At 38.8% G+C, this 12685-nt stretch carries 14 protein-coding genes and 3 pseudogenes; 5 read left to right on the plus strand and 12 right to left on the minus strand.

Going from position 1 to position 12685, the window contains the following annotated elements:
- Window positions 1-561: 561 nt before the first annotated feature.
- From LC048_RS11280 to LC048_RS11330, 12 genes and pseudogenes are all read right to left on the minus strand, one after another.
- On the minus strand, window positions 562-1284 hold the full coding sequence (locus LC048_RS11280; protein ID WP_306050283.1) for a CZB domain-containing protein: 723 nt from the start codon (window positions 1282-1284) through the stop codon (window positions 562-564).
- Window positions 1217-1468 carry a methyl-accepting chemotaxis protein gene (locus LC048_RS25065; RefSeq protein ID WP_371932031.1) on the minus strand — a complete coding sequence of 84 codons (252 nt, stop codon included), beginning with the start codon at window positions 1466-1468 and terminating at the stop codon, window positions 1217-1219. Before LC048_RS25065 ends, LC048_RS11280 begins: the two co-directional genes overlap by 68 nt.
- Window positions 1377-2318 carry a protoglobin domain-containing protein gene (locus LC048_RS11285; protein ID WP_306050285.1) on the minus strand — a complete coding sequence of 314 codons (942 nt, stop codon included), beginning with the start codon at window positions 2316-2318 and terminating at the stop codon, window positions 1377-1379. The genes LC048_RS25065 and LC048_RS11285 overlap by 92 nt, the downstream gene beginning before the upstream one ends.
- Before the next feature lie 316 nt (window positions 2319-2634).
- Window positions 2635-3130, minus strand: a pseudogene (locus tag LC048_RS11290) (DMT family transporter).
- A 12-nt stretch (window positions 3131-3142) separates the two neighbouring features.
- Window positions 3143-3841, minus strand: a complete 699-nt coding sequence (locus tag LC048_RS11295; protein WP_226601174.1) for a Crp/Fnr family transcriptional regulator — start codon at window positions 3839-3841, stop codon at window positions 3143-3145.
- A gap of 39 nt (window positions 3842-3880) precedes the next feature.
- Entirely contained in the window at window positions 3881-4306 is a 426-nt protein-coding gene (locus LC048_RS11300) for a DMT family transporter (protein WP_226601175.1), read from the minus strand.
- A gap of 176 nt (window positions 4307-4482) precedes the next feature.
- Entirely contained in the window at window positions 4483-5502 is a 1020-nt protein-coding gene (locus tag LC048_RS11305; protein WP_306050287.1) for an STAS domain-containing protein, read from the minus strand.
- A gap of 180 nt (window positions 5503-5682) precedes the next feature.
- Entirely contained in the window at window positions 5683-5859 is a 177-nt protein-coding gene (locus tag LC048_RS11310; RefSeq protein ID WP_226601177.1) for an amino acid transporter, read from the minus strand.
- A gap of 500 nt (window positions 5860-6359) precedes the next feature.
- Window positions 6360-6716, minus strand: coding sequence for a DUF952 domain-containing protein (locus tag LC048_RS11315; protein WP_226601178.1), 357 nt, complete (start codon window positions 6714-6716; stop codon window positions 6360-6362).
- A 555-nt stretch (window positions 6717-7271) separates the two neighbouring features.
- On the minus strand, window positions 7272-7469 hold the full coding sequence (locus LC048_RS11320; RefSeq protein WP_226601179.1) for a hypothetical protein: 198 nt from the start codon (window positions 7467-7469) through the stop codon (window positions 7272-7274).
- Window positions 7470-7733: 264 nt separating this feature from the next.
- Window positions 7734-8057 carry a hypothetical protein gene (locus LC048_RS11325; RefSeq protein ID WP_306050289.1) on the minus strand — a complete coding sequence of 108 codons (324 nt, stop codon included), beginning with the start codon at window positions 8055-8057 and terminating at the stop codon, window positions 7734-7736.
- Window positions 8058-8280: 223 nt separating this feature from the next.
- A pseudogene (locus LC048_RS11330) lies at window positions 8281-8418 on the minus strand (iron chelate uptake ABC transporter family permease subunit); the annotation flags it as partial.
- A 13-nt stretch (window positions 8419-8431) separates the two neighbouring features.
- On the opposite strand from LC048_RS11330, the pseudogene LC048_RS25260 reads away from it, so the two are divergent.
- From LC048_RS25260 to LC048_RS11355, 5 genes and pseudogenes are all read left to right on the plus strand, one after another.
- Window positions 8432-8554: pseudogene (locus LC048_RS25260) on the plus strand (thioredoxin reductase); the annotation flags it as partial.
- Between the two features lie 200 nt (window positions 8555-8754).
- Entirely contained in the window at window positions 8755-9693 is a 939-nt protein-coding gene (locus tag LC048_RS11340) for an endonuclease I family protein (RefSeq protein ID WP_226601181.1), read from the plus strand.
- Window positions 9694-9991: 298 nt separating this feature from the next.
- Complete coding sequence (locus LC048_RS11345; protein WP_226601182.1) at window positions 9992-10768, plus strand: FixH family protein; 777 nt, start codon at window positions 9992-9994, stop codon at window positions 10766-10768.
- A 649-nt stretch (window positions 10769-11417) separates the two neighbouring features.
- Window positions 11418-11933, plus strand: a complete 516-nt coding sequence (locus LC048_RS11350) for a DIP1984 family protein (RefSeq protein WP_226601183.1) — start codon at window positions 11418-11420, stop codon at window positions 11931-11933.
- Window positions 11934-12191: 258 nt separating this feature from the next.
- On the plus strand, window positions 12192-12536 hold the full coding sequence (locus tag LC048_RS11355; protein WP_226601184.1) for a hypothetical protein: 345 nt from the start codon (window positions 12192-12194) through the stop codon (window positions 12534-12536).
- The last annotated feature ends 149 nt before the right edge of the window (window positions 12537-12685 follow it).

The raw sequence follows: 12685 nt of genomic DNA on the forward strand, positions 1-12685 counted from the left end.
AAAAATAGCTCAAATAGACGGAGAAATTCCGCCTATGGACTTGAAAAACAAGAAAATGGCCAACTATGCTCCGCTTAACCGGAAATTCTCCCCTTATTTACCAACATCCGAGACAAATGCCGCAGTATAAACGGAAAATCTCCGCTTATTGTAGGTCTTGTTGGTCACTCAAATAAGGATAATACCTCCTTTTTTTTTAAAAAACCATTAACTCACTAACCTGACCTTATGTCAAATAAACCCAGCTTTAATTTTATCATAAATATCCAACAAACCGCTTCCCATATTTAACAAACTAATTAGGATAAGAATTAACGTGATGCCAATAACTTCTGTCACCTTATTAATAGCGTTGTGAATTCCAATTGATGAAACACCTTTAAAGGCATAGAATACATTGACTTTTGTCCGAATTGGATTACTCTTTTGCCTGCGTATAATGTTTTTGTAATCGAAAACAGTCCCTACTATGATGAAAGGAGTCAGTTCCTGAAACATACTTGTTTTTTGCAATAACGACCAAAAGAGCATCCCGCCTTGGGAATGCTCCTTTTCTTCTTATTACATAATCAATGATTGTATATATGGTTTCTTCTTTTCGATGAGCTTGTTACGCAATTCATTCATCAAGGATACTACTTCCCTCGAGGCTTCTCCCATTTCTTGAAGTGTATGTTCTGCTTTTTCCCGATCTCCGTTATTTACTTCCTTAACCGCTCTTCTTGCTAATTCATGTATACGAATATGGGGCTGTTCGAGTTTTTTAAATGCCGGGTCGTCGCCAATTACCTTTTCTGCTGCTCCATAATACCATTTGCCAAGCCGACACGTTGTATGGGAGGCAACATCAGCTTCGGTCAGGTGTTCGAAACCAAGAATGATATTATACACTCTCCAGCGCCACAGTAGATGGTCGGTAATGGATAGTTGAATAAGGTCTTCCTGACTGTATTTCATATTATGTGATATCGCTTCGGTCCGATATTTATCGATCATTTTGCTAAGGTTATATACTGCCTGGCCGGTCTTCCTGGCAACTGCTTCACCTTTTTCGATAGCTTCTACCATTGACAGGTTGCGGTTCACGACATCATCCGTCGTTGCAGCCTGTTCTTCAGTTACAGATGAAATCTCTGATATATTTTTGCCAACGGTCTGCAGATTATTATTGAGGTTCTGCAATTCTTCTGCAACAGAGGTGGAGAAATCGACTCCTTTATGCAGGTTGTCGGAAATTGATTGGAAATGTGTTGTGATTGTATTGGGAAATACCCCCAAGATCATTGATATCACTGTTGATTGATGTCAAAGAACTCTTAGTATGATCTGCCAGCTTCCGTACTTCTTCTGCAACGACAGCGAAACCTTTGCCATTTTCACCTGCGCGGGCGGCCTCGATGGATGCATTCAATGCAAGCAGATTGGTTTGTTCTGCTATCTCGTGAATGAAGGAGATGACTCCTTTCATGCTCGATACTTTTTTTGTTTAATTCATCGACCGACGATACAACATGGATCTGCTGCTGATCGATTTCCTTGAAAGTGTATGTAACAGCATCAAGGTGCTTGATGCCCTTATCCAAATCATCAAGTTTTTCTATAGTAAGACTATTAATTTCACCAATTGTTGAGGCAATTTCTTCTGTAGAATCTGTCAGCTCTTCCATGGCAGCATTGATTGCCTGTGCTTCCTGCACTTGCTGAGCCTGGTAATCCAGTAGTTCTTTAACTTCCTCAATGTTGGCATTATATTCAATAATCTCAGCCAATCCGTGAATAAAGTCGCTTGCAGTGTGCTCCATATATGTCTCGATGATGAGTTGTTGATCTATAGTGATTAAAGCCTGGAAAGCAGTAATCATTTTGATCATTAGCTCCGGCTTATTCGCCCATTTTTCTGCGATTTTTATTGTAATCTGCTGACTTAAAATGTGGAAGACAGGAATCAGCCAATCGGGTGTCACACCTAATTTCTCATGCATTTCGGCAATCGTTCTCCGTTTAAATACATAATAAAGATCGAGATCATCTTCAAATAGACTGATTAAATACACATGGAAAGCTTGCTGTATATTTTCTTCATCAACTGTTCCCATTTTTTCAAGGATATGCGGGATTTCTTTAAATCGCACAATAAAACTCCCAAGAATTTCTTCGTGATATTCTGCGTAGAGCTCCTGCAATTGTGTTACCGTCTCTCGGTTTTGCTTGGTCATACCAAGGAATTTAAGCTTTTCTTTGAATCTTTCATTTGTTTCAATGTCAGTAATTCCTTCATTAAATATCGAAAACTTCCTCTTACTGGATAAGAAATTCACGCTGGCACCTCATCATTTTATATTCTTAGGTAGTTAGTACCTGTGTCAATATTTTAATAGTACCATTTAATTTTATATGTTTTTACATTTTTATGCATATAAACCCTTTTCTTCCCAACATTTTTGTCTAAATTATGAAAAAGGTTATGCTTAAGGACATACCTAATTCTTCTAAAATATAGCAAAGCGGGGACAACATAACTCTGATTGATTCATAGTAAGAGATAGGTCCCTTTTGCTGCAATTTCATGAAAAAAAAAAGCAAAGGGTAGCTGCCTAGCTCCCAGTGCTTTTAAAGTTAGCTATATACTATAAGTTACAATACTTCCACTTTTGAATCATGCTGTGAGGGGATAACTCCAGCTTCTTCTTTCCTTCCTTCGCTCCACTTAAAGACAATGGCTCCAGCTATTATGACGAGAACACCGAGAAATTGTTGAAGTGTAAACGGTACTTTCTCCAATCCCATCCAGCCTAATGAATCCCATAATACCGCGAATCCCAGCTGGGAAGTCAACACGATTGAGATCGCAAAGGTGGGGCCGAGAAACCTTATGGCCTGTACGATGCCTGCAACGACTCCGATTCCGAGCAAGCCGCTGAACCAGTACCACCATTTCATTTCCTGCAAACTGAATAGTTGGCTCCCTTCAAAGAACAGGCCGAGGATGAAGGATGCCAGGAATCCTAACCCTAATACTAAGGTCGTTGTCGTCCATGAACCCGCTTTTTCATTGACCTTGCTGTTGAAGATATTCTGCAGGGCCTACAAGCGTGCCCGCCATTAATGCAAATAGTACGCCTAAAAGCATGGTTTACCCTCCCTATTCATAAAGGTTTTCCTTAGCAACAGATTTGAGTCCATCTAAATCCTTGATTAAGATTGCGCCGTTGTCCCGCTCCACTAGACCATTTAATGAAAATTCTTTAATGATCCGGTTAAGATGACGATAGCTTGTTCCAATTAAATTGGCAATGTCAGTAAGATTAGACGTACTTACCTTCCCATTAACCAGCGCTTCGTTTTCATCATAGGCGACAGATACGAGATAGCTGGCTAGTCGAGTCTCAACCGGGTACAGGATATTATGGCGCATGAACTGGGATTTAATATAGAATTTTCTTGTAATGATTGTTAGCAAAAATTGCAGGAACGGCGAGTGGTCTTTTAAAAATCTTTTTAGCACAGTTTGCCGGACTCCAATCATGACGACAGGAGAAACAGCCTCCACCGTGTTGATCGTATCTATTTCCTGCACATATTCAATATCTCCAATAACTTCAAGCGGAGTTTTAAAGGAAAGAATCAATGTCTTACCCTCTTCTGACGTGGTAAATATCTTCACTTTCCCCTTAACCAGTATATATAGATTCTCAACAGCCTCACCCTGTGAACAGATCTGCTCCCCTATTTCAAATTCATATAGGGTTAGGTAAGGACGAATCTCCTCATTAAATAAACCTTCAATCTGGTGAGACCGCAGATACGTTTCGATCTGTCCCGATGCTTTTAATTCTTTCATAAGCGTTTCCCGCCCCTTTATTCTTCTTCATTCATCCGATTACCAACCCAGGATCATCACACCTGCTACCATCATTGAAATTCCAACCAGTTGCGGTCCTCTCATTTTTTGTTTTTTTACCTCAAACCATCCATTCCGGTCAATCAGGAACGTCATCCCAAGCTGTGCAATCAACATCGCAGAAACTGTCAGAGTGACTCCGATAAAATGAATTGCCGTAACGTTGCTAAAGACAACAATTGCCCCAAACGTACCGCCAATCAGATATAGCGGCCTTACTTTTCTGAGCCCTTCCCATTGTCCTTTTACAGCAAAAACCAGAACGAACAGAGCAGCTAAAAACCCGGTAAGTTGTGTAATTGATGCTGTCTGCCATGTACCAATATCCTGGCTAATCCTCGCATTAGCGACTCCCTGCAGCGTGATAAAAGCTCCACCTAAAAAAGCAAAAATTAAACCTTTCATTTCCTTCTCCCCAAATCTCATGTTTGTATTAATTAAATGACAGAACAAGGGGGTTCGGGAAGGACATATGTCCTGAAAACAAAAAAGTTCAATTGGCTCCACCAATCAATCATGCTGTTTTTCCAAACCAGAAAAAGGCTGAACCAGTTACTAACACTGTTCAGCCTCATTTTTATTTATTTCTTCTCCACCAATTCAAACCCATTCTGCTGGATGGCGTATTCGACTCCCTGCTGCAAGCTCGAGAAGGACTGGATTCCCTCGATTTTAACGTTGGAACTTAAAATTTGAATACTTAGTTCCGCTGATACACCTACAATAAAACAATGACCCCCGATCAGACGAATCGACTGGATCAATTTTTGAATTCCATGGATTGTATAGGAATCGACATTCTTGATACCTGTTAGATCAATTAAAAGATATTTTGCCTTAAGCCTTGTGACCTCAACCAATGATTTTTCAATCATGTTTGTGAGTCGCTCTTCATTGTATTTGCCTATCAACGGGATGACGAGAATCCCTTTCAGAACTGGAATGATTGGCGAGGAGAGCTCTTGTACCAATGAGTTGAGCTCTTCTGTTCGAGACTCCACCTTCTTTTCCAATTCAATAATGCTTTCCTGCTCTGTCTTCCTAGCAAGTTCATGGATGTTATGAGAAATAGTCACTTTGGATGGGAAGATTTCAATCTCATCATATTCATGGTCTTCCTGCTGACTTTTCGTCATTTTATACCACATGTCTTGCTTGAACAGTCCGCTGAAAATACCGTCCCAATGGCTTGGGAGCAATACACCGGCCTTATTTTTACCAGCAAGCTTGAAAATTCGGTGTTCCCAGCTATTTCGGATTCTCACGACAGCTCTTTTCTCTTCATAAGAGTAATCCTGAATTTCGAAGACTCCCCAGCCTGCGCTTTTGTATATATCACTATATTCGTTCAGCAACTCAACCACATCGGTCCTGCCTTCATAATAAGAGCTAACTAGATGACCCATGCGGAAGCCGGTCACTTCATAGACAGTAGTAGATACATCACTTCCGGAAATCTCTTCAATCGTATTCAGAAACAGCTCGATCGCTGAATCCCAGAAAAGCAGAGCCGGAGCGCCATCAAAAGTCAGTTCCCCTTCCTGGCTTTTCCATATGAATTCATTTTTGTTCACTTTTATTTGATGGTTAGAATGTCCCATTTCAGTACTCCCTCAATAGTATGTATTGGTTTCATTCTAACCAATATGATATTAGAATGCCAATTTGCTGGTTTGAAAACCATACAGAGGCATAGGAATGTAACATTTACCTTTATAAACTAGCTGAAATTCATATTCTAGCACTTGAAGAATTAGTTATTTTTGATGGATCACTTTATATTAATTCAACAGATTAGCCATTATGATAAAGAGTATGGATAGAGTAAAGAAACCAATCATGAAATAGCCAAAATACCTTAGCGGTTTAGGCAAGATTTTCAGATTTACATCTGTTGGGATTCCTTCAATTTTGTTCATGTGCTCCATTGCATCATTAATTGGCTGTTTTTCCGACATGATAGCACTCCTTATTTTTCCACATATCCCTATCAAATTCGGGACACACTGGTAAAAGTCCCATTGGCAAATAAACAAAAACTCAAGACTTCCATTTAGGGATATCCATTATTTTAATTGCGGTTTTCTGTCCGTGGTTATTCAAGAATACTTTTTTCTGCCCCGCACAGCCCGGTCACTGAGAAGTGAAGCAGCGGCGAGTTGATAAGCGGAGAAATTCCCCTTAATTTCGAAAAATCTTTAAAAATAGCTCAAATAGCCGGAGAAAATCCGACTATCGACTCAAAAAACAGGCAAATGGACAATTTTGAACCATTTAATCGGAAATTCTCCGCTTATTTCCACCCAACCCAGCCATATTCTTCGCTCTAACCGGAGAATCTCCGGTTATTTTAAGTCTTGTTGGGAACTCTAATTTGCCTTCACTAACCTGAATCTGTAGTTCGAAAACATATTCCATAAAAAACGTTAATCCTCTCTTGATCAATGCACCATTCAGCTTAAATAGAAATATATTGTTCCAATTCTTTGTTAAGAATAAAATCTCCTTGATCGTTTTTAAGGAAGGGGATCACTGTATCAACTGAATCAACATTTAATTCACCATAGATATGGGGATATTTTCTACCGCAATTTTCATCATCTTCCCATTTAATATTTGCTTCGACTTTGCTTGAGTCAATGCAAAGAAGCAACAACGGTTCATCAATATCTTTAAAATTTGGAGCAACTCTCCAAAAGTTTTCAATAGAGGAACAGTGTATAAAACCAAAAGCCTCAATTGATTCCTTGCCGTAGTAAGAGTTTTCCTTCACTTTATCCCACTTGTTTTCGGTTAAACAATGCAAGATAATCATCTATTCACCTCATTTGCATTTTATAAATTTTAGACACAAAACTCTCCTAAAAAGTTGACGTTTTATGAATTATTAATCTAGAACATAACTTTCACCTTTAGTTAATCAGGAATTGATCAAAAATGTGGATTACCCTCCACGATCATCGTACCCGTTACTGGTAAGGAAATTCCCTCAACGGAAAAGCGGTCCTTCGTTTTTGAAGCATCATACCGTTAGCTTAATGTAAGTTTTTTTGATAGGAATAAAACTGCTGGATTAGTAATGAAACCAAAAAGCAGTAAGGTAACAGCTATCTTTTTACTTATTCTTGATAAGGCTTTATTTTCACAAGGGAAATTATTGAATAGATTGTAAATACAAATTCCCATTCCTTCTCGGATCTACGTACACTTAACTTCAAGAGATTGGATACGGAATGAATAACCATTCGCAATTTCATTCTTAACTTGTGGCTCCAAGGATATTTAACTACTAAACCGCCTGTTAACCTTCTTCGTTCGCTTAATAAGAAAAGCACTAATCCTTCGCTGGATCAATGCTTTTAAATTGCTTCTATTGAATTCGCTGCTTCTTTTTTAACTGTTGAACACTTATCATAAGACCCGTAAGTCCAGCAAAAAGAGAGGGAATTATACTGTATATTAAATAATTCCACTCTCCAGTCAGCAGAGAAATTATTAGAAAAATAGTTGGTAGTCCTGCTAATACTATTAAAGAAACAGTTAATCCAAGCTTAGGATTATTTTTCATTTAACATCACACCTATCCCTTTTTTATATCCATATTATACCATGATCATTAATGTATTAATGAAATCACCTATTTTTGTAATAAGAAGGTCATTAACCAATAGGATTGTACGCACCCAGTAGTTGACGAAGAATGCTTTTTCTTACTGAAAAGACTCGGCTGTTTCAATCATTTTTTCCTTGGTCCCATACTCGTCTGAATAGGATGTTAAGATGTAATGATAATCGCCATCTCTCCAATGAATCGAGGACCAGGTCCCTCAATTTAAAAACCTTTGTTTCCGTTTACGGTAACATCCTCTCCCTCTAAATTCATGTATTCAACAGCGTGTGGTTGGATTGTCAATGAAAACTTCATTCCTCCATCTTCCCCATTGAATGTCACCTCGTGTATATTTGTTTCGTGAGGAGGAATTACATGTTCGTACCCTTCTATGACCATTGGAAATTCCGTCGGAAGCTTAGGGGCGATCCCTTCCTCTTTCAATTCTTCTTTAAGTGCCGCATGGTCGAACCTTTCCTCTTTTTGACTGCATCCCAATAATTTAAAGGGAACAAATAAAAATAACAAAGATAATACCCTTCTCATTAACATTCTCCTTCGATATAAATTAACTACGTTTTCATTTATAAAAAGGTTTCAGTTTCATTTAAGATCGTCAATGTTCAATGAGCCTGTAAGGATAACAGTTGAAGAACAATCTAAAAAATACTTGTCGAATGATTCTACCCTTCAACTCAATGGCTAAGACCTGTGCAAAACTTAGGAGTAGAAGGGCGTGAAAACCAGACTTCCCACGCCCATTTGCGTATTTATTTAAAAGTAAATACACAAAGTTCGGTGCACCAATTAATTCGGTCATGACTCCTGCCGGTATACCTTCTGGTTCAAGGAGATTGCGGCCGATTGTATATGCGAACAATAAGAGCCAGCCGCCGATCAACATTGCAGGGACAATCTAGAATGCAGCCAACGCAGTCAATATTGCAAAACGGTTCATGGAACCGGCAGCTTCACAGTCAGCAATCGTTTCTTCCCATAACAAGGTATTTTCAGAAAGAAACAAGGAAATGCTTTTCAATTGATAAAATGGTTTTAGAAGAGGAAATTCATTTAGTTTTGCAAATAAATAGCGGAGATCACGTTTACGGAAGCTATCAAAGTTGGAGTGGATTTTAACAGAAAGCTCTTTGTTCTACTTTTTCCATTTTCCACTCAAGTCTTTGAAGGACAAGCCTTGAAAGGGTAAAATGATAATAAAGAAAACACGAATAAGGAGACTTTTATGTCAAAATATAAAAAACAGCAACGTCAAGACCGCTGGGATCATAAATACGATTCGCTTGATCTGAAAAAGCTGCTGACAATCCTGAAGGAAAACCGGAGGAACATCCAGAGTAATCAGCAGCTCTATTATGATCCAGACCAAGATGAGCTGGATATCAAGGAATATTATCGGGGCGCTCAGAATCTGGATTTCTCGGGCATGGCTCTCTTTTACAAGTTTAACACGATTGTATTCCAGTCACATAAGAATCAGCTGCCCTTCTTCTTGGCAAAGGATCTGTATTTGTACACATGGGTCGATTTATATCCGGATGGTTCCGCGAAGAGTGTCTATTCTTCCCAGAAGAAGGATCCTGAGTTATTGTTGATTGAGGATAACGAAACGCTGAGGGAAAAATACGATGAGTTCAGGCGGCGATCACGCAAGATTCAGGTGAATGGCTTTGATTCGATCAAGGATTTGAAGGTTTTTGAGGACCATTTCAAGATGAACACAGAACATATTGTGCCGCAGTCCTGGTTCGAGGGAGCCGAGCCGATGAAAGGTGATCTCCACCACCTGTTTGTCTGCGAACCGGATTGCAACATCTCCCGTTCCAACTACCCATTTGCCGACTTTGATTTTTACAATCCTGAACGTGACGATGAGCCTATTCAGAATAATTGCGGAGTCACAATAGGCTTCGAGTTCGAACCTGAACACGGCAAGGGAGCCTCCGCTCGGGCCATGCTTTATTTTTTCCTGAGATATTCTAAACGTGTAAAGAACGAATTTAAAAAGAAAGTCGATATCCCGCTGCTCGTCCGCTGGAATAAAGAATTCCCGCCCACACTATACGAACAGCACCGCAATCAAGCCATCTACTATATCCAAGGAAACCGCAACCCATTCATTGATTTTCCAGAATTAGCGGAGAGGATTGAGTATCCATGGTAAAGGCTGAACCAGCATATGTTGATTCAGCCTATTGTTTGTATTCCTATTCCTATTGTTCCCAGCATCAACATGGCCAATTGAGATAAACAATGAAAAATAAAGACTATATTAAGAGTAAGTCCTTGTACGGAATTACGAGAGAAGTGGTCTGCGGTGTATTATAAGCATAAGCATCTGAAACACCCAAAAATAACATTCCCGATTTATTTGAATCTATCCATGCAGATTTTCATACATTTATCACATTTTCACCTTATTATTGATGAGAAATTAAATTAACGAATGGAGTTTAGTATTTATGAAGAAACTATTGTTCTTTTTTATTACAGTCATGCTTCTGTTGACAGCATGTTCAGCTGGTTCGGAACCTAAGGAAGATGCTCTTGAGGACGTCCCAGAACTTTTAGAAGTATCAATTATTACTCCTGAAAAAATTGAGATGAATACGGAAATTACAGTCAAAGCAGAAGTACTTCAGGGTGAGGAAAAAGTGACTAATGCAGATGAAGTTAAATTTGAAATCTGGAAATCTGGTCAGGAAGATCATGAAATGATACCAGCCCTTAACGAGAAGGACGGCACCTATTCGATAAAGAAAAGCTTCAGTGAAGGCGGCAACTATTTCATTGTGGCGCACACGACGGCAAACCGGATGCACAGTATGCCAAAGAAAGAAGTAATTGTATTGGGTAACGAATCAAACCACGCTCACACTGCTGACGGAGAAAATGAAAACCATGATGACCAACATTCCGATCAGGGTCATGACGATCACCATAATAGCGAGGTAACGTTTGATTTCCATGCTCCTTCAACGATAAAAAGCCATCAACCAGCTGAGTTGACAGTTAAGATTGCTCAAGAAGAACAGCTTATCTCCGGTGCGAATGTCCGTTTTGAAATCTGGGAAGAGAACGAAACAAAGCATCAGTTCATCAATACGAAGGAAGTATCAACTGGCACTTATTCCGCTGATTACACCTTCCCTGCGAAAGGGCTTTTCATTTTGAAAATTCATGTGGAAAAAGGCAACATACATGACCATACAGAAAAATCGATTGAAGTAGGATCCTAATAATTCTCCCTTAACATTAGACTAATTGTGTTCCATTTAAAAGGGAAAACATTGATTTATCACCAGATTCAGTGAACTTTTGGTAATCTGATTTAAAAAATGCTCATTCCCTTTTTCTAAGGAATGAGCATTTTTATATAATCTCATCTTTGACATGAGCAAACGTTAGTTGAATATATCACTTAATCCTTCACTGGACCTTAAAAGGGGTTTTTATCAATATCCGTTTTAAATTCGATTGCTTTCAATTGAAACATTTTATCTGTACTTATACTAGCATTCATTTTCTATTTCTTAACTATCCATAATAGGAATAGGACTAGTCCCAGTAAAACAAAACCAATATACAAATACCAATAATCAATAAATAACTCCCATTGAAGTTGCTGAATTTCTTTCACTCTTTCAAAGTAACCCATTAGTTAACTCCTGTATTAGTCTTTTAATCTCTAATACGTTTGGGTGAAGTTTTAGTTTCAGACTTGCGTAAATTCCTATACGCATAACATTTCTTTAAGGTGAAGTAACGGTTTATTATCGGATGTTATAAATGATGAAAACGAGTTAAATGGTTCACCTTTATGATTGTACCAAGTTTTTCCTTATGCTATATTTGAAAAATAAAGCCACATTTAAGAGGAGTTCGATCATGAACAAGATATCACTTGCCGAGGCAGTTAAACTAAAAAGTGTATTGGCTAAAAGAATTCGTGAACTTGAAGAAGAAATGGACCGGGTCGCATTTGTAACGATTGAAAAAGGAAGTGAAATCCCCAAGCAAACTAGGACTCTTGCGAATGTTGAGCAGGAGATGGATGTGGTACGAAATGATTTCCGCTTGCTCGATAAACTGGTATATTGTGCGAATATAGACAATGAAATACCTTTCAACAATGATTCTTTAACGATTGTTGAAGCAATCGAACTTGCCACACAGCTGCGAGCTAAAGCCAGGAAGATGAAGGAATTTGGTTCGTCGATTAAAGAGGAAACAGCCTACTCATACAGCGAGACAATGGTGATGGTTCGCGTTGCAACTTTTGACCCTGAAACTTACCGTGTTAAGGCTTTGGAAGCTGAACGGCACGCTAACAAGCTCTCCAATTTGATTAATGCCAAAAACTACACCATTGAACTGGATTTTGACAGCGAAAAGTATTTTTAACCTTGGAGGGGTGAGACTCCCCTCCAAGGGATAGAGGGAGAAATTTTACCATCTAATAGTAGATTAGGAATGGCCAATGGCAAACCAATGAACATTGACCCATTACTTCTTCACCTTTAACCCATAACCTACTATGGCAATGGCGGTCGCTGACCAAAATAGTCCTTTTGATCTCCTTCTATCAGCAGGGCGGTTCCATTGTTTGGAACCGTCCTATTTTATGTACATTCTGGGGCAATAAAGTATGGAGGTCTTTTAATGTATACAACTGAAACATTCGTAACCGATGGTGTGTTTACACTGATGCGGCCAATATTCTTCACCCTGCTGATTCTATCAATCTTGTTATTTATTTTGATTATTTCACGTAAGTTACGGGGAAAACTTCTGAATGGCTTCAGCGTTGTAAGTCTATCCATCATTTTAGGGGTCATCACTGTCCAAGTAACCTACTATGATGCGATAATCGTTGATGAAATTGGACTAGGCGGAGACCCAACGACTTTTTTCCTTGCTTTGATCAATTTAGGTATAAGTATATTAAATCCGATGTTATTTTTTTGGTTAAATTCAAAAACTGAACAGGAGATAGCAAAAAGCTGAACCTATTTTCATTCACAGGTTCAGCTTTTTAATGCTTTAACCGTTAATTATTCGTAATTTAACGGTTGAAACCAAAATTCTACGGTTGGCTCATTAAATAATACGGATAGGGGCAGAAAATTTTATGGTTGAAGAAGATCTGTTAACAC

This window comes from Mesobacillus subterraneus (assembly GCF_020524355.2).
Taxonomy (GTDB): Bacteria; Bacillota; Bacilli; order Bacillales; family Cytobacillaceae; genus Mesobacillus; species Mesobacillus subterraneus_C.

Bases quoted from the DNA above. Each gene is read 5' to 3' on its own strand.
- LC048_RS11280 (WP_306050283.1), bottom strand. From the start codon at position 1,284: ATGATCTTGGGGGTATTTCCCAATACAATCACAACACATTTCCAATCA.
- LC048_RS25065 (WP_371932031.1), bottom strand. From the start codon at position 1,468: ATGAAAGGAGTCATCTCCTTCATTCACGAGATAGCAGAACAAACCAAT.
- LC048_RS11295 (WP_226601174.1), bottom strand. From the start codon at position 3,841: ATGAAAGAATTAAAAGCATCGGGACAGATCGAAACGTATCTGCGGTCT.
- LC048_RS11300 (WP_226601175.1), bottom strand. From the start codon at position 4,306: ATGAAAGGTTTAATTTTTGCTTTTTTAGGTGGAGCTTTTATCACGCTG.
- LC048_RS11305 (WP_306050287.1), bottom strand. From the start codon at position 5,502: ATGGGACATTCTAACCATCAAATAAAAGTGAACAAAAATGAATTCATA.
- LC048_RS11310 (WP_226601177.1), bottom strand. From the start codon at position 5,859: ATGTCGGAAAAACAGCCAATTAATGATGCAATGGAGCACATGAACAAA.
- LC048_RS11315 (WP_226601178.1), bottom strand. From the start codon at position 6,716: ATGATTATCTTGCATTGTTTAACCGAAAACAAGTGGGATAAAGTGAAG.
- LC048_RS11320 (WP_226601179.1), bottom strand. From the start codon at position 7,469: ATGAAAAATAATCCTAAGCTTGGATTAACTGTTTCTTTAATAGTATTA.
- LC048_RS11325 (WP_306050289.1), bottom strand. From the start codon at position 8,057: ATGAGAAGGGTATTATCTTTGTTATTTTTATTTGTTCCCTTTAAATTA.
- LC048_RS11340 (WP_226601181.1), top strand. From the start codon at position 8,755: ATGTCAAAATATAAAAAACAGCAACGTCAAGACCGCTGGGATCATAAA.
- LC048_RS11345 (WP_226601182.1), top strand. From the start codon at position 9,992: ATGAAGAAACTATTGTTCTTTTTTATTACAGTCATGCTTCTGTTGACA.
- LC048_RS11350 (WP_226601183.1), top strand. From the start codon at position 11,418: ATGAACAAGATATCACTTGCCGAGGCAGTTAAACTAAAAAGTGTATTG.
- LC048_RS11355 (WP_226601184.1), top strand. From the start codon at position 12,192: ATGTATACAACTGAAACATTCGTAACCGATGGTGTGTTTACACTGATG.